The 17,699-nt window shown below is 67.1% G+C and carries 21 protein-coding genes and 1 tRNA gene; 14 read left to right on the forward strand and 8 right to left on the reverse strand.

The genetic code is table 11. From position 1 onward, the window contains the following. Positions 1 to 18 precede the first annotated feature (18 nt). From CLG96_RS13420 to CLG96_RS13445, 6 genes are all read right to left on the reverse strand, one after another. The gene (locus tag CLG96_RS13420) at positions 19 to 1,065 is read right to left on the reverse strand and encodes a sulfate/molybdate ABC transporter ATP-binding protein (protein WP_107968464.1); all 1,047 of its coding nucleotides are present in this window, start codon (positions 1,063 to 1,065) and stop codon (positions 19 to 21) included. Then, on the reverse strand, positions 1,065 to 1,913 hold the full coding sequence (gene cysW / locus CLG96_RS13425) for a sulfate ABC transporter permease subunit CysW (protein ID WP_107968465.1): 849 nt from the start codon (positions 1,911 to 1,913) through the stop codon (positions 1,065 to 1,067). The genes CLG96_RS13420 and cysW overlap by 1 nt, the downstream gene beginning before the upstream one ends. Further along, positions 1,913 to 2,800 carry a sulfate ABC transporter permease subunit CysT gene (gene cysT, locus CLG96_RS13430; RefSeq protein ID WP_243395774.1) on the reverse strand — a complete coding sequence of 296 codons (888 nt, stop codon included), beginning with the start codon at positions 2,798 to 2,800 and terminating at the stop codon, positions 1,913 to 1,915. Before cysT ends, cysW begins: the two co-directional genes overlap by 1 nt. Positions 2,801 to 2,810: 10 nt before the next feature. Further along, positions 2,811 to 3,833 (reverse strand): sulfate ABC transporter substrate-binding protein, encoded by a 1,023-nt coding sequence (locus CLG96_RS13435; protein WP_165799648.1) that lies wholly within the window; start codon positions 3,831 to 3,833, stop codon positions 2,811 to 2,813. A gap of 80 nt (positions 3,834 to 3,913) precedes the next feature. Then, entirely contained in the window at positions 3,914 to 4,327 is a 414-nt protein-coding gene (locus tag CLG96_RS13440) for an RrF2 family transcriptional regulator (RefSeq protein WP_107968468.1), read from the reverse strand. A gap of 61 nt (positions 4,328 to 4,388) precedes the next feature. Further along, complete coding sequence (locus CLG96_RS13445; protein ID WP_207796688.1) at positions 4,389 to 4,667, reverse strand: TFIIB-type zinc ribbon-containing protein; 279 nt, start codon at positions 4,665 to 4,667, stop codon at positions 4,389 to 4,391. 229 nt (positions 4,668 to 4,896) lie between these two features. On the opposite strand from CLG96_RS13445, the gene CLG96_RS13450 reads away from it, so the two are divergent. After that, positions 4,897 to 4,973 (forward strand) — tRNA-His (locus CLG96_RS13450). A gap of 98 nt (positions 4,974 to 5,071) precedes the next feature. Further along, on the forward strand, positions 5,072 to 6,121 hold the full coding sequence (locus CLG96_RS13455) for a Glu/Leu/Phe/Val family dehydrogenase (RefSeq protein ID WP_107968470.1): 1,050 nt from the start codon (positions 5,072 to 5,074) through the stop codon (positions 6,119 to 6,121). Between the two features lie 21 nt (positions 6,122 to 6,142). Here CLG96_RS13455 and CLG96_RS13460 read toward each other — a convergent pair whose 3' ends face one another. Next, positions 6,143 to 7,075, reverse strand: coding sequence for a DMT family transporter (locus CLG96_RS13460; protein WP_243395775.1), 933 nt, complete (start codon positions 7,073 to 7,075; stop codon positions 6,143 to 6,145). A 135-nt stretch (positions 7,076 to 7,210) separates the two neighbouring features. Here CLG96_RS13460 and ccmC point away from each other — a divergent pair, with 135 nt between their 5' ends. The 8 genes from ccmC (at position 7,211) to CLG96_RS13495 (ending at position 12,647) form a co-directional block, all read left to right on the forward strand. Further along, positions 7,211 to 7,930, forward strand: a complete 720-nt coding sequence (ccmC, locus tag CLG96_RS13465; RefSeq protein ID WP_107968472.1) for a heme ABC transporter permease CcmC — start codon at positions 7,211 to 7,213, stop codon at positions 7,928 to 7,930. Further along, positions 7,927 to 8,058 carry a hypothetical protein gene (locus tag CLG96_RS19335; protein ID WP_279330672.1) on the forward strand — a complete coding sequence of 44 codons (132 nt, stop codon included), beginning with the start codon at positions 7,927 to 7,929 and terminating at the stop codon, positions 8,056 to 8,058. Before ccmC ends, CLG96_RS19335 begins: the two co-directional genes overlap by 4 nt. Then, the gene (ccmE, locus tag CLG96_RS13470; RefSeq protein ID WP_107968473.1) at positions 8,055 to 8,489 is read left to right on the forward strand and encodes a cytochrome c maturation protein CcmE; all 435 of its coding nucleotides are present in this window, start codon (positions 8,055 to 8,057) and stop codon (positions 8,487 to 8,489) included. The genes CLG96_RS19335 and ccmE overlap by 4 nt, the downstream gene beginning before the upstream one ends. After that, entirely contained in the window at positions 8,486 to 10,408 is a 1,923-nt protein-coding gene (locus CLG96_RS13475) for a heme lyase CcmF/NrfE family subunit (protein WP_107968474.1), read from the forward strand. Before ccmE ends, CLG96_RS13475 begins: the two co-directional genes overlap by 4 nt. Further along, positions 10,405 to 10,932: a DsbE family thiol:disulfide interchange protein gene (locus CLG96_RS13480; RefSeq protein ID WP_107968475.1), complete on the forward strand. Its 528-nt coding sequence runs from the start codon at positions 10,405 to 10,407 to the stop codon at positions 10,930 to 10,932. The genes CLG96_RS13475 and CLG96_RS13480 overlap by 4 nt, the downstream gene beginning before the upstream one ends. Continuing rightward, positions 10,929 to 11,324: a cytochrome c-type biogenesis protein gene (locus CLG96_RS13485; RefSeq protein ID WP_107968476.1), complete on the forward strand. Its 396-nt coding sequence runs from the start codon at positions 10,929 to 10,931 to the stop codon at positions 11,322 to 11,324. The genes CLG96_RS13480 and CLG96_RS13485 overlap by 4 nt, the downstream gene beginning before the upstream one ends. Continuing rightward, positions 11,324 to 11,953 carry a tetratricopeptide repeat protein gene (locus CLG96_RS13490; RefSeq protein WP_207796689.1) on the forward strand — a complete coding sequence of 210 codons (630 nt, stop codon included), beginning with the start codon at positions 11,324 to 11,326 and terminating at the stop codon, positions 11,951 to 11,953. The genes CLG96_RS13485 and CLG96_RS13490 overlap by 1 nt, the downstream gene beginning before the upstream one ends. A gap of 103 nt (positions 11,954 to 12,056) precedes the next feature. Next, complete coding sequence (locus CLG96_RS13495; protein WP_107968477.1) at positions 12,057 to 12,647, forward strand: outer membrane protein; 591 nt, start codon at positions 12,057 to 12,059, stop codon at positions 12,645 to 12,647. A gap of 72 nt (positions 12,648 to 12,719) precedes the next feature. On the opposite strand, the gene ald is transcribed toward CLG96_RS13495, so the two are convergent. Beyond that, positions 12,720 to 13,814 (reverse strand): alanine dehydrogenase, encoded by a 1,095-nt coding sequence (gene ald, locus CLG96_RS13500; RefSeq protein ID WP_107968478.1) that lies wholly within the window; start codon positions 13,812 to 13,814, stop codon positions 12,720 to 12,722. Positions 13,815 to 14,007: 193 nt separating this feature from the next. Between ald and CLG96_RS13505 the strand changes: the two genes are divergently transcribed. The 4 genes from CLG96_RS13505 (at position 14,008) to CLG96_RS13520 (ending at position 17,699) form a co-directional block, all read left to right on the forward strand. Continuing rightward, complete coding sequence (locus CLG96_RS13505; RefSeq protein WP_207796690.1) at positions 14,008 to 15,930, forward strand: potassium transporter Kup; 1,923 nt, start codon at positions 14,008 to 14,010, stop codon at positions 15,928 to 15,930. Positions 15,931 to 15,937: 7 nt separating this feature from the next. Continuing rightward, positions 15,938 to 16,507 (forward strand): nucleotidyltransferase family protein, encoded by a 570-nt coding sequence (locus CLG96_RS13510; protein ID WP_107968479.1) that lies wholly within the window; start codon positions 15,938 to 15,940, stop codon positions 16,505 to 16,507. A gap of 93 nt (positions 16,508 to 16,600) precedes the next feature. Continuing rightward, positions 16,601 to 17,191, forward strand: a complete 591-nt coding sequence (locus tag CLG96_RS13515) for a PRC-barrel domain-containing protein (RefSeq protein ID WP_107968480.1) — start codon at positions 16,601 to 16,603, stop codon at positions 17,189 to 17,191. Continuing rightward, positions 17,178 to 17,699: a 2'-5' RNA ligase family protein gene (locus tag CLG96_RS13520; protein WP_243395776.1), complete on the forward strand. Its 522-nt coding sequence runs from the start codon at positions 17,178 to 17,180 to the stop codon at positions 17,697 to 17,699. Before CLG96_RS13515 ends, CLG96_RS13520 begins: the two co-directional genes overlap by 14 nt.

Raw genomic sequence — 17,699 nt, forward strand, 5'->3', positions numbered from 1 at the left:
CCGCAGGGGGCGGGACGTTCAGTCGGCCATCGGATGCGGGAAGAGGCGGCTGCGCGTGGGCGCGACGGCGATGCTGTCGCCCACCTTGGGAGGATTTGCGCCCGCCACGTCGATCTCCAGCGGATGCGGCAGGCCATCGACCTGCGCCTCGATGCGCGTCACGCCATGTTTCGGCCGGGCGAGCGACACGATGGCGGGCAGGGCAGGGCCGTCCGGCACGATCACCGCCTCATGCGGGCGGAAGAACAAGGTCGCCGGGCCGTCGGCAAGGCCGTCGCTTCCGACCTGAAGCTCCCGATCGCCGAAGCGGACCGCGCCGCCCGCGATGGTGACCGGAAGGCGATTCGATTCGCCGACGAAATCATAGACGAAGGCCGAGGCGGGCTGCGCATAGACGTCATGCGGCTCGGCGATCTGCTCGATGCGGCCATGATCCATCACGACGACGCGATCGGCCAGTTCCAGCGCCTCTTCCTGATCATGGGTGACGAAGATGGAGGTGAGCCCCATCCGATCGTGCAGCTCGCGCAGCCAGCGGCGCAGATCCTTGCGGACCTTGGCGTCGAGCGCGCCGAACGGCTCATCGAGGAGGAGGATGCGGGGCCCCACCGCGAGCGCGCGGGCCAGGGCCACGCGCTGCCGCTGGCCGCCGGAAAGCTGCGCCGGATAGCGGCCGCCCAGCGCGCCGAGCTGGACGAGATCGAGCAACTCGGCGACCCTGGCCTGGATCTCCTGCCGCGACGGGCGGTCGCGGCGCTTCTTCACGTTCAGGCCGAAGGCGACATTGTCCGCCACCGTCATATGCTTGAACAGCGCATATTGCTGGAAGACGAAGCCCACCTGCCGATCCGCGACGGGAAGATGGCTGACATCCTGGCCATCGAAGGCGACGGTGCCGCTATCGGCGAATTCGAGGCCGGCGATGATGCGCAAGAGCGTCGTCTTGCCCGAGCCGGAGGGGCCGAGCAGCGCGAGAAATTCGCCGGGGCGCACCTCCAGATCGATATTGCCGAGCGCGGTGAAGGCATCGAATTTCTTGGAGATTCCGGAAAGCGTGATGCCCATTAGTGGCCCGTTCCTGTGCGGTGATAATCGAAGCGCCATTCGAGGATGCTCTTCAGCACCAGCGTGACCAGCGCCAGCATCGCGAGCAGCGAGGCGACGGCGAAGGCGGCGACGAAATTATATTCGTTGTAGAGGATCTCGACATGGAGCGGCATCGTGTTCGTCTCTCCCCGGATATGGCCGGAGACGACCGAAACGGCGCCGAATTCGCCCATGGCGCGCGCATTGCAGAGGAGCACGCCATAAAGCAGGCCCCAGCGTATGTTGGGCAAGGTGACATGCCAGAAGGTCTGCCAGCCGGACGCGCCGAGCGACAAAGCCGCTTCCTCGTCGTCGCGGCCCTGTTCGGCCATCAGCGGAATGAGCTCGCGCGCGACGAAGGGGAAGGTGACGAAGACGGAGGCGAGGACGATGCCGGGCACCGCGAACACGATCTCGATATCATGTTCCTGCAGCCAGGGACCGAACCAGCCCGACGCGCCGAACATCAGCACATAGATCAGGCCCGCGACCACGGGCGAGACGGAGAAGGGCAGGTCGATCAGGGTGATCAATATGCCCTTGCCGGGAAAATCGAACTTGGTGATCGCCCAGGCCGCGGCAATGCCGAAGACGATGTTGAGCGGCACGGAGATGGCGGCGACGATCAGGGTGAGCCGGATCGCCGACCAGGCATCGGGCTCGACGATCGCCTCCAGGAAAGGCTGGAGGCCGTTGCGCAGCGCCTCGGCGAAGACGGCGAGCAGCGGCAGCAGCAGGAAGAGGAACAGGAAGACGAGCGCGACGCCGATCAGCGCGATGCGCGCGATCGGCGATTCGGCGGTGGCGCGGCGGGCGTGCTTTGCCATCAGCCTTCCATCCGCCGGCGGCTCCAGATCTGGATCAGGTTGATCAAGAGCAGGAGCAGGAAGGAGGCGATGAGCATCACCGCGGCGATCGCGGTGGCGCCCTGATAATCATATTGTTCGAGCTGGGTGACGATCATCAGCGGCGCGATCTCGCTCTGGAAGGGCATGTTGCCGGCGATGAAGATCACCGATCCATATTCGCCGATGCCGCGCGCGAAGGCGAGCGCGAAGCCGGTGAGGAGCGCCGGCGCGATCGCGGGAAGGATCACGCGGCGGAATGTCTTGAGGCGGCTCGCGCCCAGCGCCGCTGCGGCTTCCTCCACATCCGCGCCCAGATCGTCCAGCACGGGCTCGACCGAGCGGACGACGAAGGGCAGGCCGATGAAGATCAGCGCGACGACCACGCCGAGCGGCGTATAGGCGACCTTGACCCCCAGCGGCTCGATATATTGGCCGACCCAGCCGGTATCGGCATAGAGCGCGGTGAGCGCGATGCCGGCGACGGCGGTGGGCAGCGCGAAGGGCAGATCGACCATCGCGCTGACGACGCGCTTGCCCGGAAAATCGTAGCGCACCAGCACCCAGGCGATGAGCAGGCCGAATATCGCGTTCACGCCGGCCGCCACGAAGGCCGCGCCGAAGCTCAGCCTGTAGGAGGCGACGACCCGTTCGGAGAAGGCGACGTCGAAGAAGCGGTCGAGGCCCATGCCTGCCGTCTTCACGAACACGGCCGACAGCGGGATCAGCACGATCAGGCAGAGATAGAAGAGGCTGAAGCCGAAGGTCAGCCCGAAACCGGGCATGACCGAGCGCCGCCGCCGCGCGGCGCGCGGAGCGATCGATCTGTCAATCTGCTGGCCGCCGAGCGCGACCGTGCCCCCGTTCACCTGGACCATCCTATCTCTTGGCTTGTGCGAAAACCGCATCGAACGTGCCGCCATCGGCGAAATGTTCGGCCTGGGCCTTTTTCCAGCCGCCGAAATCGCCGTCAATCGTGGCCAGCGTCAGCTTGGGGAAGGTGTCGGCATAGCGGGCGGCGACTTCCGGATTGCGCGGGCGATAGCCGTTCTTCGCGATGATCTCCTGTGCTTTGGGTGTGTAGAGATAGTCGAGATAGGCCTTCGCCGCATCGGCCGTCTTATGTTTCGCGACATTCGCATCCACCACTGCGACCGGTGGTTCGGCGAGGATCGAAAGCGAGGGAGCGACCAGCTCGAACTTGCCCACGCCAAGCTCCTTCTGGGCGAGCAGCGCCTCATTCTCCCAGGCAAGCAGCACATCGCCAATGCCGCGTTCGGCAAAGGTGGTGGTGGCGCCGCGCGCGCCCGAATCGAGCACCGGCACGTTGCGGAACAATCGGGTGACATAATCGCGCGCGCCGGCTTCGGAACCGCTCGCCTTGCGGCCATAGGCCCAGGCGGCGAGATAGTTCCAGCGGGCGCCGCCGGACGTCTTGGGATTGGGGGTGACGACCTTGATGCCGGGCTTCACCAGATCACCCCAGTCCTTGATCCCCTTGGGATTGCCCTTGCGGACGAGGAAGACGATCGTCGAATAATAAGGCGCGCTATTGTCCGGCAGCCGCGCCTGCCATTCGGCGGGCAGCAGCTTTCTCTCCGCCAGCAGGTCGATGTCATAGGCAAGCGCGAGGGTCGCGACATCGGCCTCCAGTCCATCGGCGATGGCGCGCGCCTGCTTGCCCGATCCGCCATGGCTCATGCGGAAGGAGACGGTCTGGCCCGTCTTCGCCTTCCACTCCTGGGCGAAGGCGGGATTGATCTCCTTGTAGAGCTCGCGCGTGGGATCATAGCTCACATTGAGCAGCGTGACGGAGCCGGCCGCCTCGCCCGACGGCTTGGAGCAGCCCGCCACCGCAAGGGCGAGCGCCATGGTCGTCACTATCGCTGTCGGTCGTTTCATTCTTGTCTCCGCGCGGTCGATTCGTGCCGGCATGTCTATCGGCTAAATCGACTTTTGGGCCGCAACTTCTCTTGCCCGGCTCAAAGCGCGGCTTTGGCGGACAGGCTGATACGATCGAGCACATTGGCGGTTTCGTCGCGCACCGCGATCATCACCTCGCGCAGGCGGCATTCGGCCTCGTCCACGCAATTCTCGCAGGGGCGGTAATTGAATCGGCTGGCGCAGGGCGTGAGCGCCAGCGAACCGCGCGTGAGGCGGACGATGTCGCCATAGGTGATCGTATCGGGCGAGCGGGCGAGCCAATAGCCGCCTTCCTTGCCGCGCAGCGTCTCGACATAGCCGGCGCGCTTCAGCTCGGACAGGATCACGGTCAGGAATTTGGCGGGAATATTCTGCTTTTCGGCGATTTCCGGAAGCTGCACCGGCCCCTGCCCATAACGATCGGCGAGATGCTGGAGGGCGCGCAACGCATAGCGGGTTCGTTGGGACAGCACGGAAAATCATCATCCTCAAGCCATGCGCCCCCGCAAGCGATCCGGCGATGCACGGGGGGCATCAATCGAACAGCTCCTCGAGAAACGACTTCTTGCGCTTCTTGTAGCCGGCCGGTTGAGAATAGCCACCATATGGTGCGTGGCCGTAACCACCTGCCGCATGGCCGGCGGGCTGCGGCGGGGCGGATTGATGCTGCGATCGATCGATGATCTTGTCGAGCTCGCCGCGATCGAGCCAGACGCCGCGGCATTGCGGGCAATAATCGATCTCGATGCCCTGGCGCTCGCTCATCACCAGGGGCACGGCACAGACCGGACAGGACATGGATGGCTTCGTCATCCCACGCTACTCCATCTGGATCGGTGCCGGGGAGGGGAAGATGCCGGCATCGAACAGGGTTCGGAACAGGGCTCGGTGCGGCCCGATATCGCAGGCTTCGCGCAGCCGGCCGGAAGGGGCCCCGTCCGTCCGGTGAATTTAGGATCCGCTTTCGGAACTGCAATGCGCGGGGAACGCTTGACCTTTGGGTCGTCCCGCCACTATGGAGCGCGGCGCCCATCGCGATATGGCGATCGTAGCTCAATTGGTTAGAGCGCCGGTTTGTGGTACCGGAGGTTGCGGGTTCAATCCCCGTCGATCGCCCCATCCTTCTCGGTGCGGGGCCCCTTCCTTTCTGGCTGGATAAGCGCCGGTAAAAATAATATTGCCCGGATCGGCAATATTATTTCTTGAGGATTCGGCCGATGACCTCGCCCTGGGAGTATAGCGATTTCGACGATCATGAGGGGCTGCACCTGTTCCGCGATCCCGCGGCGGGGCTGACGGCGGTCGTCGCGATCCATTCGACGGCGCTGGGGCCGGCGGCCGGGGGCGTGCGCTTCTGGCATTATGCCGATCGCGTCGATGCGATCACCGACGCGCTGCGCCTGTCGCGCGGCATGAGCTTCAAAAATGCCATGGCCGGCCTGCCGATGGGCGGGGGCAAGGGTGTGATCCTGGCCGATGCCGTGCGGCGCAAGACGCCGGAGCTGCTGGCCGCCTTCGGACGCGCGGTGGATAGTCTGGGCGGACGCTATGTGACGGCCGAGGATGTCGGCATGTCGGTCGAGGATCTGGTCGCGATCGCGCGCGAGACCAAATATGTCTCGGGCCTGCCGGTGGGCGAGGGCCGGGCCGGCGGCGATCCGGGCCCTTACACGGCGAAGGGCGTGTTCCTGGGCGTGCGCGCCGCGATCAGGCGGGCGCTGGGCAAGGAGAGTGCCGCGGGCGTGCATGTCGCGATCCAGGGCGTGGGCAGCGTCGGCGGCGGGCTTGCTCGGCTGCTGGCGGCGGATGGCGCGAAGCTGACCCTGGCGGACATGGATCGCGGCCGTGCCGAAAGGCTGGCGGCCGAGCTGGGCGCGCAGACGGTCGCGGCGTCGGAGATACTCGGCGTCGAGGCGGATGTGGTGAGCCCCTGCGCCCTGGGCGCAATCCTCGATGCGCAGTCGATTGCGGCGCTGAAGACGCCGGTGGTGGCGGGCGGCGCGAACAATCAGCTCGCGACCCTGGCCGATGGCGACCGGCTGCATGCGCGCGGCATTCTTTATGCGCCCGATTATGTCATCAACGCCGGCGGCATCATCAATGTCGGGCTGGAATATCTCGGTCAGGGCGACCGCGCCGAGGTGGAGGCACGGATCGCGCATATCCCCGCGCGGCTGGAGCAGGTGTGGGACGAGAGCGTCGCGACCGGCGATCCCGCCGCGACCGTGGCGGACCGGATCGCGATGCGGCTGATCGGCCGGGCCTGAGCGCGGTCGGTCGAGGCGGGGCTAGGTGACCGGCTGGGTCGCGGGCACGGGCCTGTCGCGGCGCAGGCGATGCTCGCGCCAGACGGTATAGAAGCCGCTCGACGCGATCAGCGCTGCGCCTGCCAGCGTGTTGATCGATGGCCCCTGATGCCAGAAGAGCCAGCCGAGCAGGATGGTGCCGACGATCTGGAGATAATCGAAGGGCGACAGCACCGATACCGGCGCGGCCCGCAGCGAGGCCGTCATCAATAGCTGCATCAGCCCGCCGGCGACCCCGCCCAGCGCCAGCAGCAGCCAGGTGAGCGGCGCGTGCGCCCGGCCGAAGAAGGGCAGCAGCGCTGCGCCGACGACCACCGAGCAGAAGAAGAACCAGAAGACGATCGCGGCGACATTTTCCGTGGTGCCGATCTGGCGCAGCGTGATGGTGACGCCCGCCGTGCCGAGCGCTGCGAGCAGGCCGATGCCCACTCCGATCAGCGGCACCTCATGCCCGCTGCCGCCTGGCCGCATCACGATCGCGACGCCCGCGAACCCGGCGGCGACCGCCAGCCAGCGATGGCGCCCGATCCGCTCGGCGAGGAACAGGGCGGAAAGGATGGTGGCGAAGATCGGCGCGGTGAAGCCGATCGTCGTGGCATCGGCGAGCGGCAGCAGGATCAGCGCCTGGAAGGTGCACATGATGGACGAGATGCCGAGCACCGAGCGGCCGAGATGGGCAAGCGGGCGTTGCGTCCTGAGCGCGCCGAGGCCCGGCCCCATCAGGACCCAGGCCAGCACCACCGGCAAGCCGAACAGCGCGCGATAGAAGAGCATTTCCGGCGCGCCCACGCCGTCGCGGCTCGCCAGCTTGAGCAGGGCCGACATCAGCGAGAAGCAGGCGGCCGCACCGCAGCGCAGCGCGATGCCGCGCATGATATTGTCCCGTAGCGGCGGGGCGCTCGGTCGGTCGGTCATCTCTCTTCCCCCGGCAAGGGCATGGGCCTCGGCCGCCATGGAACGGCGCCGGCGGGCTTTGCCGGGATATGGATGATGTCGCAAGCGCTGGCGGCTTTCTTCGGCGGGCAAGCTCGTTTATGAGCGCCACCGACAATGCACATCTTTGCCAATCCAAATCGTTTTCTGGCTATCGCCCGGCCACTGACGCCATGGCTGGGCTGGACCGGCGCGCTGCTCCTCGCCGCAGCGCTGGCAAGCGGCCTGATGCTGACGCCGGCGGACTATCTGCAGGGCGAGAGCGTGCGCATCATGTACGTCCATGTGCCGGCCGCCTGGCTGGGCATGGCCGGCTGGAGCGGGATCGCCGCCGCGAGCCTGATGCAGCTTGTCTGGCGCCATCCGCTGGCGGGCGTGGCGGCGCGGGCGATCGCGGTGCCGGGCGCGCTCTTCACCGCCATCTGCCTCGCCACCGGATCGATCTGGGGGCGGCCGACCTGGGGCACATGGTGGGAATGGGATGGGCGGCTGACCTCCATGCTGGTGCTGTTCTTCCTCTATATCGCCTATCTGGCGCTGGCGGGCGCGGATGACGAGCGTGGCCAGCAGGGTAGCCGCATCGCCGCGATCTTCGGCCTGGTCGGCGCGGTCAACATCCCGGTCATCCATTATTCGGTGCTGTGGTGGCGCACGCTCCACCAGGGGCAGAGCATCACGCTGAAAGGGTCCGCCATCGACATGTCGATCCTCTGGCCGCTGCCGATCGCGATGCTGGGCTTCACCCTGCTCTTCGCCGCGATCGTGCTGATACGGATGCGCACGTTGCTCGCCGAGGCGAAGGTCGAGGCGCGGCTGAAGCGGATGGCGGCGGCATGACCCATTGGGCATTCATCATCGCCGCCTATGCGATCGCGCTCGGGGGCACGGGCGGGATATTGGCCTACAGCTTCGCGGCGATGCGCAAGGCCGAGGCGCGCGCGGAAGCGGTGACGAAAAGACGATGAAGGCGAAGCATCAGCGGCTGTCGCTGGCGCTCATCGCGCTGGTGGCGATTATCGGGGCGGGCCTGCTCGCAATGTCCGCGCTCAAGGACCAGGCGGCCTATTTCTATACGCCGAGCGACGCGGCGCGCGATCATGTGCGGCCGGGCGTGGCCGTGCGGCTGGGCGGCATGGTGCAGAAGGGGTCGATCCGGCGTGAGGCGGACGGGGTAACGATCCGCTTCGTCGTGACGGACGGGGCTGAGGCCGTGCCGGTGCGCTTCAAGGGGATCGTGCCCGACCTGTTCAAGGAGGATTCGGGCGTGGTGGCCGAAGGGCGGTTCGAGCCGGGCGGCGGCTTCGTCGCGGACAATATTCTCGCCAAGCATGACGAGCGCTACATGCCGCCGCAGATGGCGGGCGAGATGCACAGATCGGAAAGCCTGAAGAAGTGATAGCGGAAGCAGGGCTGGCGGCCTTATGGCTCGCGGCGGCGTTGGCGGCGCTGCAATTCGCGCTGGGCGCGATGGGGCTGAGGCAAGGGGGCGACACGCTGCTGCCGGCGGTGCGGCCCGTGGCGCTGGTGCAGGCGGCGCTGGCCTGCCTTGCCTTCGCGCTGCTGATCCTGCTGTTCCTGCGGGTCGACCTGTCGGTCGCGCTGGTGGCGGCGAACGATCATTCGGCCAAGCCCTGGCTCTACCGTTTCGCGGGCGCCTGGGGAAATCATGAAGGCTCGATGCTGATGTGGGTGACGATCCTGTCGCTCGCCGGCGGGGCGGTTTCGCTGTTCGAGAAAAGGCTGCCCGAACGCACGCTGATCGCGACGCTCGCGGCGCAGGCGGCGATCGGGCTCGGCTTCTACGCCTTCCTGCTCTTCGCCTCCAATCCCTTCGCCAGGCTCGATCCGGCGCCGGCGGAGGGGCAGGGGCTCAATCCGCTGCTCCAGGATCCCGGCCTCGCCTTCCATCCGCCGACGCTCTATCTCGGCTATGTCGGCCTGTCGGTCGCCTTTTCCTTCGCGGTGGGCGCGCTGGTGACGCGCGACGTGGGCCCGGCCTTCGCGCGGGCGATGCGGCCCTGGGTGCTGGCGGCATGGATCATGCTGACGCTCGGCATCACGGCGGGCAGCTACTGGGCCTATTATGAGCTGGGCTGGGGCGGCTGGTGGTTCTGGGATCCGGTCGAGAATGCCTCGTTGATGCCCTGGCTGGCGGCGACCGCGCTGCTCCATTCGGTGACGGTGCTGGCGACGCGCGACGGCCTGCGCGCGTGGACGGTGATGCTGGCGGTGGTCGCCTTCTCGATGAGCATGGTCGGCACCTTCCTCGTCCGCTCCGGCATATTGACGAGCGTGCACAGCTTCGCGGTCGATCCGACGCGCGGCGCCTTCATCCTCGCCCTGCTGACGCTCTATATCGGCGGCGCGCTGGCCCTGTTCGGGCTGCGCGTAGGCACGGTGAAGGAAGGCTCGCGTTTCGACGTGGTGAGCCGCGAAGGCGCGCTGGTGGTCAACAACCTGCTCCTGTCCGCGATCCTCGGCATCGTGCTGGTGGGCACGCTCTATCCGCTGATGGCCGAGGCGCTGTCGGGCGAGAAGCTTTCGGTGGGGCCGCCTTATTTCAATGCCGCGGCGGGTCCGCTGGCGCTCGTCATGGTCGCGGTGATGGCGGCGGGGCCGCTGATGCGCTGGCGGCGGGACGAGGCGATGGCCGTGGCGAAGCGGCTCGCCTTGCCGGCGCTGCTGGTGGCGGGGGCGCTTGCGGCGCTGCTGGCCCTCGCGCCCTCGATCGGGATGCTGCCGCTCCTCGGGCTGATCCTCGCGGGCGGCGTGGCGGCGGCGAGCATAGCGCCCTTGTGGAAGCGCAATCTGCGCCGGACGCCGCTCTTCATCTGGGGCATGGTGATCGCGCATCTGGGGATCGCGGTCAGCCTGGCCGGCATGGCTTCGGACAGCGCCTTCACCAGGGAGAGGCTGGTCGCGGCCCGGCTCGGCGAGACGCATCGCGTCGGCCCTTATACGATCCGCTTCGACGGCGTGGAGCCGGTGGTCGGGCCCAACTGGACCGCGGTCGAGGCGACGCTGACCGCGACCCGGAACGGGCGGGAGACGCTGCTCAAGCCGCAGGCGCGCGCCTTCTGGTCGCCGCCGACCGAGACCAATGAGGCGGCGATCCACACCGTGTTCGACGGGCAGCTCTATGTCGTCGTCGGCAAGGCGGACGAGGAGGGGCGCTGGCAGCTCCGCCTGTGGTGGAAGCCGTTCGTAACCTTGATCTGGCTGGGGGGCGCGATGGTGGCTCTGGGCGGGCTCCTGTCGCTGATCGGCCGGGTGCGGCGCGAGCGGCGCGCGCATGGGCAGGAGGCGTTCGCATGAAAAGGGCGATCATCTGGGCGCCGCTGCTGGTCTTCGCGATCTTCGTCGCCATGTTCGCCTTCGGGCTGAACCGTTCGCCCGAGCAGGTGATCAGCTCGCGGCTGGTGGGGCAGAAGCTGCCCGATTTCGCGCTGCCCGGGGCGCTGCCCGGCCAGCCCGGCCTTGCGAGCGCCGATCTGGCCAAGGGCAAGCCGCGGCTGCTCAACATCTTCGCGAGCTGGTGCGTGCCCTGCGTGGCGGAAGCGCCGCAGCTCATGGCGCTGAAGCAGGCGGGCGTCCAGATTGACGCGATCGCCATTCGCGACCGGCCGGAGGATGTGGCGAACTTCCTCAAGCGCTGGGGCAATCCTTATGCGCGGATCGGCGGCGACAAGCAGAGCCGGGTGCAGATCGCGTTGGGTTCGTCCGGCGTCCCCGAAAGCTTCATCATCGACGGGCGGGGCGTGATCCGTCACCAGCATATCGGCGATATCAGGCCGGAAGATGTGCCGGCGATCATCGCGGCGCTGGAGGCGGCACGATGAAGGCGGCATTTTTCCTGTTGCTCGCTTTGGCGAGCCCGACGCTGGCGGACATGCCCAAGGCCGCGCTTGCCGATACGCAGCTTGCCGATCCGAAGCTGGAGGCCGAGGCGAGCGCGCTGATGCACAGGCTGCGCTGTCTCGTCTGCCAGGGCCAGTCGATCGCCGACAGCGACGCGGACATGGCGGGCGACATGCGCGCGCTGGTGCGCGAGAAGATCCAGGCGGGCGAGACGCCCGACGAGGTGCGCGCCTGGCTGATCCAGCGCTACGGCAATTGGGTGAGCTTCGATCCGCCGCTCGACCGATCGACATGGCCGCTCTGGGCGGCGCCCGCGCTGCTGCTCCTTGCCGGCATCTGGCTGGCGCGCGGACGTTTCCGGAGGCGGCGCTGATGGGTTTCGCGATCATCCTCATCATGGCGCTGGCCGTGTTCGTCGCGGTGGCGAAATTCGCGCGGCCGCCCCGGGCCGCGCTGGAGCTGCTCGGCGCGGCGCTGATGATCGGGCTGGCGGGCTATGCCTGGCAGGGAAGCCCGACGCTCGCCGGCAGGCCGACCCCGCCACGTGCCGGCATCGGCCAGCCGGACAGCATCTTCGCCCAGGAACGCGGCCTTTTCATGGAGCGGATGGGCCGCAACGCACAGGTGCTCGAGACCGCGGAAGCCTTTCAGCGGCAGGGACTGCCCGATTATGCGGTGGGCGTGATCCGGGGCGCGATCGGGCGCAATCCGAAGAGCGCGGAACTATGGGTCGGGCTCGGCAACGCGCTGCTCGTCTATGGCGACGGGATGGTCACGCCGGCCGCCAAGCTGGCCTTCGATCGCGCGGCGGCGATCGATCCCGACCATCCCGCGCCACCCTATTTTCTCGGCCTTGCCTATGCCCAGAATGGGCAGCTCGACCGCGCCGCAGCGATGTGGCGTTCGCTTCTGCAGCGGACGCCCGCCGACGCGCCCTTCCGGGGGGATGTCGCGCTGAAGCTTGCCATTGCCGAGCGACTGCTGGCGTTGCAGCAACCCTGAACGCTGGGATCGAATTGCAACAGTGCGACTTTTTTCGCGTGTGCGAGGAACCGACTCGCGCCTTGTGAGCTATATGCCGCGAACTCGTTGCTTAGGAGTAACCATGCATAAAACCTTCATTGTCGCGGCGATCGCCGCTGTTTCGTCTTTCTCGGCTCCGGCGCTGGCGCAGGATCAATTCAGCACCAGTTTCCGTGGCTTGCGCGGCGAGGCGCAGGTCGGTCTCGATCGTTTCCACTCGGAAGGCGATCATGATCATTCGCTCGGCTATGGTGGCATCATCGGTTGGGACGGTCTGGTCGGCGATCGCGTCGTGATCGGCGCCGAGGGCAGCTTCTGGCGCGGCACGGGCCAGAATTTCACGCCGGGCGTGCTCGGCGGCACCGTGGCGCGCAAGAGCTTCGAGGAATATGGCGTCGCCGCACGCGCGGGCTATGTGCTGACGCCGCAGCTGATGGTCTATGGCAAGGCCGGCTATGTGACGAACGAGCAGCGCAAGCGCTTCAGCGGCGATCCCGCCGGCGGCCAGCCCTTCTACGATCATTACAACACGACCGGCTATCAGGTCGGCGGCGGTGCCGAATATTCGCTGAACGACCTTTTCTATCTCAGCGCCGAATATAAATATTCGAACTATGGTTCGAATTCGGCGCGGCAGAAGGTGTCGCTCGGCGCGGGCGTCCGCTTCAAATAAGCCGGAGCGGCCGAAACAAGGGCGCTGGACGGGGCAGCGGCTCCGTCCAGAGTTTCTTCTTTCGGCCGTCTCTCAGCCGAGCGGCAGGCCCAGCGCGTTCGCTACCGCCTGATGGCGGATCCTGCCGCCCGAGACGTTGAGGCCGTTGGCCAGATGCGGGTCGGCGGCCATCGCGGCCTCCGCACCGAGATTGGCGAGCCTGAGGACGAAGGGCAAGGTGGCGTTGTTGAGCGCGAAGGCCGATGTGCGGGCGACCGCGCCGGGCATGTTGGCGACGCAATAATGAATGATGCCCTCCTCCTCGAACACGGGGTCCGCATGCGTCGTCGGGCGCGAGGTTTCGAAGCAGCCGCCCTGATCGATCGCGATATCGACGATAACCGAGCCGCGCTTCATCGTTCTTAGCATCTCGCGCGTCACGAGCTTGGGCGCGGCGGCACCGGGGACGAGCACCGCACCGATCACCAGCTGGGCGCCGGCCACGGCCGCCGCGATCGCCGCCTTGCTGGCATAGGCGGTCTTGATCTGGCTGCCGAAATAGGTGTCGAGCTCAGCCAGCCGGTCGTTGGAAATGTCGTAGATGGTGACGTCCGCGCGCTGGCCGACCGCCATCTGCGCGGCGTTCAGCCCCGCTACGCCGCCGCCCAATATCGCGACCCTGGCCGGCGCCACGCCGGGCACGCCGCCGAGCAATATGCCGCGGCCGCCCTGTTCCTTTTCCAGATAATGGGCGCCGACCTGGATCGACATGCGTCCCGCCACTTCCGACATCGGCTTCAGCAGCGGCAGCGAGCGGTTGGCCGATGTGACCGTCTCATAGGCGATGCAGGTGGCGCCCGATTTCATCAGTCCTTCGGCCTGCGGCCTGTCCGCCGCGAGATGGAGATAGGTGAAAAGGATATGGCGCGGCTCCAGCAGCGCGATCTCGGAAGGCTGCGGCTCCTTGACCTTCACGATCATGTCCGCGCCGGCGAAGAGCGCGGCCGGCGTGTCGACGATGGTGGCGCCCGCATCGACATAGTTCGAGTCGTCGAAGTCGATTCCGCAGCCGGCGCGGGTTTCGACCAAGACCTCATGGCCGCTGGCGACTAGTTCCGCCACTGAAGCCGGCGTCAGGCCGACTCGATATTCATGATTCTTGATTTCCTTGGGCACGCCTACACGCATCCATGCCTCCACAATTGCGTTATCCGGAGCGCTATAGCCCCCGGCTTCCGCGCTGTCGCCGGGGGCCCTGTTGCGGCACAACAGGCGGCGTGCTACTGGCGCGCCGCTATTGCCGGGGGGCGAACGGGCGATACCGAATGAGCAGGCAAGCAGCACCTAGGCAGGCAGTGCGCCACGCAGGACATTTCATCCGATGACGACCGCAGAGGCAGGTGCCGCGATTGCGGAACCGGCGATAATCGAACCGAGCCATGGCCATAAGCCCATGGGGCTGGGCAAGCTGGCGCTGGGTGCGGTCGGCGTCGTCTATGGCGATATCGGCACGAGCCCGCTTTATGCGGTGAAGGAAACCTTTGTCGGCCATCATCCGCTTGCGGTCGACAAGCTCCACATATTGGGCGTGCTGAGCCTGATCTTCTGGTCGCTGATCGTGATCGTGACGATCAAATATGTGTTCCTGATCATGCGGGCCGACAATAAGGGCGAAGGCGGCAGCCTCGCGCTGCTCGCGCTGATCCAGCGGCGCACGGGCGGCGGGCGCTGGACGGCCGGGCTGGTGATGCTGGGCGTGCTGGCGACGGCGCTGTTCTTCGGCGACTGCATGATCACGCCTGCCATCTCGGTGCTCTCGGCGGTCGAGGGCCTCGAAATCGTCCAGCCGCGCTTCGCGCCGCTGGTGCTGCCCGTATCGGTGATGATCCTGGTCGGGCTGTTCCTGCTGCAATCGCATGGGACGGAGTTGATTGGGCGCTTCTTCGGCCCGATCATGCTGGTCTATTTCATCACGCTGGCGGGCCTGGGCGTGATGAACATCTTCGCCCGGCCGGACGTGCTGCAGGCGTTTAACCCGATCTGGGCGGTGCGCTTCTTCCAGGCGGACGGGACGCTCGCCTTCCTGGCGCTGGGCTCGGTCGTGCTGGCGGTGACAGGCGCAGAGGCGCTCTATGCTGATATGGGGCATTTCGGGCGCCGGCCGATCGCTATGGCGTGGCTCTATCTGGTGTTCCCGGCCCTGATGCTGAACTATCTGGGGCAGGGGGCGTTGCTGCTCGACAATCCGGCCGCCGCCGAAAATCCCTTCTACTTTCTGGCGCCCGACGAATGGCGGCTGCCGCTGGTGATCCTGGCGACGATGGCGACGATCATCGCCAGCCAGGCGGTGATTACGGGTGCCTTCTCCGTCGTGCAGCAGGCGGTGCAGCTCGGCCTGATGCCGCGGTTGCGCATCGATCATACGAGCGCGTCCGCGGCGGGGCAGATCTATATCACCAGCGTCAACTGGGCCCTGATGGTGATGGTGATGCTGCTGGTGCTGATGTTCGGCGAATCGTCGAACCTGGCGGCGGCCTATGGCATCGCGGTCACGGGCACGATGTTCATCAGCACCTTCATGCTCGCGGTGCTCGTCTTCCGCGTCTGGAACTGGCATCCGCTGCTCGCAGGCGGGCTGATCCTGCTGTTCTTGACGGTGGACGGCTTCTATTTCTCGTCGAACCTCACCAAGGTGCCCGACGGCGGCTGGTTTCCCCTGCTGATAGGCCTGATCGCCTTCACCCTGCTCACCACCTGGGCCAAGGGCCGCGCGCTGATGATCGAGCGGATGCGCGAGGTGGCGATGCCGGTGCAGGTGTTCGTGCGTTCGGCGGTCAATTCGGCGACCCGCGTGCCCGGCACGGCGGTGTTCATGACCTCCACTGCCGAGGGCGTGCCCCATGCGCTGCTCCACAATCTGAAGCATAACAAGGTGCTGCACGAGCGGGTGATCCTGCTCACCGTGAAGATCGAGGATGTGCCCTATGTCGATAGCGAGCGGCGCACCGAGCTCGAGGATCTGGGGCAGGGCTTCTATCGCCTGATCGTGCGATACGGCTTCATGGAGGATCCGGACGTGCCCGCGGCGCTGGCGCTGGCGACCGAGTGCGGCCCCGAATTCAAGATGATGGATACGAGCTTCTTCCTCTCGCGGCAGACGCTGCTCGCCTCGGCCCGGCCGGGAATGGCGCTGTGGCGGGAAAAGCTGTTCGCCTGGATGCTGCGCAACGCCGAAAGCGCGATGGAATTTTTCCGCCTGCCGACGAACCGCGTGGTCGAGCTCGGCAGCCAAGTCGAGATCTGATCGCCGCTTGCGCGCGGCGATCCTCCTCGCGGCGGGAAGCTCGCGCCGGTTCGGACGAGCCAACAAACTGCTCGCGCCGCTGGCGGAACGGCCGCTTCTCCTCCATGCGCTCGAACGGGCCCGCGCAGGCGCGCAAGGGCGGGTGATCGTTGTGACGGGGGCCGATCGGGCGCGCGTCGCGGCGATCGTGCGGGGGCCGGGCGTCACGATCGTCCATGCCGCCGATCATCGGCAGGGCATCTCCGCCAGCCTGCGCCGGGGCATCGCCGCGCTGAGGCCGATCGAGCGCGAGGTGACGATCCATCTGGGGGACATGCCCTTCGTCGCCGATGCGCGGCGCTGGCGGCTGGCGGCGGGGCAGGATGCGCTGCGACCCATAGCGGGCGGACGACCCGGTCATCCGGTGCTGCTGCGCACGGAGGTGGCGCGGCGCGCCCGCGATCTGGCCGGCGATAAAGGGCTGGGGACGCTGCTTTCCGGGCTCCGGCTCGGCGTGGCCAAGGCGGGCCCGGGCAGCCTGATCGATATCGACTCGCGCGCCATGCTGATCCGCGCGCGCCGCATGCGCCGTCTCTGATCAAGTCCGGGGCCTGACCAAGTCCGGCGACCCAGCCCGGATCGTGGAATCGCCCACGGCGTTATCCGGAGGCAGCAGGATGGAGCCTGTCGGATGGAGGATATTGCGGGCTGGGTCGCGCCTGTCACGACGATGATCGCGGCGATGATGACGGCATCCAATCTGGGGCCGAGGGTCACGGGCTGGGGGTTCGCCGTCTTCAGCCTGGGATCGATCGCCTGGATCATCGTCGCCATGGCGAGCGGCCAACAGAATCTGCTGTGGAGCAACGCCTTCCTGGCCATGGTCAACATGATCGGCATCTGGCGCTGGCTCGGCCGGCGCGCGCGCTATGATGATGGCGGCAAGGCGGCGGCGGAAGGGAGCCGTGCTGCCTCCGCGCCCGCTCTGTTCCCGCTGAGCGGGCTGGAGGGGATGGCCGTGGCCGGGCCGGACGGGCATGTGATCGCGCATGTCATCGACGCGATGGCGGAATGCGGAGACGGGCGGATCAGTTATGTGGTGGTCCGCGAAGGCGGTGTCGCCGGGCTGGGCGAGACGCTGCATGCCATCGGATGGAATGAGATGACGCTCAGCGACGGCAGGATCGAGACGGGGCTTTCGGCGGCGCGGCTGCGGGCGCGCAGGCCGCTCGATCCGCGCCATTGGCCCGCCCGGCGGGAGGAGGCCGATGCGCTCTCCTGAAGGCATGCCCGCGCCCATCATCGTCACCGCCCTGTTCGCACCGGCGGATTTCGCCTGGCTCGATGGCCTGCGCCGCACACATTATCCGCCGGAACGCAACAGGGTGCCGGCGCATCTGACGCTGTTCCATCATCTGCCGCCCTCGATCGGGCCCGAGCTGCGCGCACGATTGAACGAGGCGACGCGCGGGCTGCGTCTGCCGGTGGCGACGATCAGCGGCCTCATCCGGCTGGACGGGGGCGTGGCACTGCGCGTTTCGAGCGAGGGGCTTACGGATATCCGCGCGTGCTTGGCCGATGCCTTCGCATCGTTGCTCCTGCCGCAGGATCGCGCCGGCTGGCGGCCGCATGTCACGATCCAGAACAGGGCGTCTGCCGCGCAGGCGACCTTGCTTCATCGGAGGCTTGCCGCCGGTTTCCGGCCGCGTGCGATCGGGATCGCGGGGCTTGCGTGCTGGCACTATCGTGACGGCCCTTGGGAAGCGCTCAGCCGGCACATGTTCGGTTGA

This window comes from Sphingomonas oleivorans (genome assembly GCF_003050615.1).
In the GTDB taxonomy this organism is placed as follows: domain Bacteria; phylum Pseudomonadota; class Alphaproteobacteria; order Sphingomonadales; family Sphingomonadaceae; genus Sphingomonas_H; species Sphingomonas_H oleivorans.

What these genes read in the sequence shown, in the direction of transcription:
- CLG96_RS13420 (WP_107968464.1), bottom strand. Translation starts at nt 1,065, where the DNA reads ATGGGCATCACGCTTTCCGGAATCTCCAAGAAATTCGATGCCTTCACC.
- cysW (WP_107968465.1), bottom strand. Translation starts at nt 1,913, where the DNA reads ATGGCAAAGCACGCCCGCCGCGCCACCGCCGAATCGCCGATCGCGCGC.
- CLG96_RS13435 (WP_165799648.1), bottom strand. Translation starts at nt 3,833, where the DNA reads ATGAAACGACCGACAGCGATAGTGACGACCATGGCGCTCGCCCTTGCG.
- CLG96_RS13445 (WP_207796688.1), bottom strand. Translation starts at nt 4,667, where the DNA reads ATGACGAAGCCATCCATGTCCTGTCCGGTCTGTGCCGTGCCCCTGGTG.
- CLG96_RS13455 (WP_107968470.1), top strand. Translation starts at nt 5,072, where the DNA reads ATGACCTCGCCCTGGGAGTATAGCGATTTCGACGATCATGAGGGGCTG.
- CLG96_RS13460 (WP_243395775.1), bottom strand. Translation starts at nt 7,075, where the DNA reads ATGACCGACCGACCGAGCGCCCCGCCGCTACGGGACAATATCATGCGC.
- ccmC (WP_107968472.1), top strand. Translation starts at nt 7,211, where the DNA reads ATGCACATCTTTGCCAATCCAAATCGTTTTCTGGCTATCGCCCGGCCA.
- CLG96_RS19335 (WP_279330672.1), top strand. Translation starts at nt 7,927, where the DNA reads ATGACCCATTGGGCATTCATCATCGCCGCCTATGCGATCGCGCTCGGG.
- ccmE (WP_107968473.1), top strand. Translation starts at nt 8,055, where the DNA reads ATGAAGGCGAAGCATCAGCGGCTGTCGCTGGCGCTCATCGCGCTGGTG.
- CLG96_RS13480 (WP_107968475.1), top strand. Translation starts at nt 10,405, where the DNA reads ATGAAAAGGGCGATCATCTGGGCGCCGCTGCTGGTCTTCGCGATCTTC.
- CLG96_RS13485 (WP_107968476.1), top strand. Translation starts at nt 10,929, where the DNA reads ATGAAGGCGGCATTTTTCCTGTTGCTCGCTTTGGCGAGCCCGACGCTG.
- CLG96_RS13490 (WP_207796689.1), top strand. Translation starts at nt 11,324, where the DNA reads ATGGGTTTCGCGATCATCCTCATCATGGCGCTGGCCGTGTTCGTCGCG.
- CLG96_RS13495 (WP_107968477.1), top strand. Translation starts at nt 12,057, where the DNA reads ATGCATAAAACCTTCATTGTCGCGGCGATCGCCGCTGTTTCGTCTTTC.
- ald (WP_107968478.1), bottom strand. Translation starts at nt 13,814, where the DNA reads ATGCGTGTAGGCGTGCCCAAGGAAATCAAGAATCATGAATATCGAGTC.
- CLG96_RS13505 (WP_207796690.1), top strand. Translation starts at nt 14,008, where the DNA reads ATGACGACCGCAGAGGCAGGTGCCGCGATTGCGGAACCGGCGATAATC.
- CLG96_RS13515 (WP_107968480.1), top strand. Translation starts at nt 16,601, where the DNA reads ATGGAGGATATTGCGGGCTGGGTCGCGCCTGTCACGACGATGATCGCG.
- CLG96_RS13520 (WP_243395776.1), top strand. Translation starts at nt 17,178, where the DNA reads ATGCGCTCTCCTGAAGGCATGCCCGCGCCCATCATCGTCACCGCCCTG.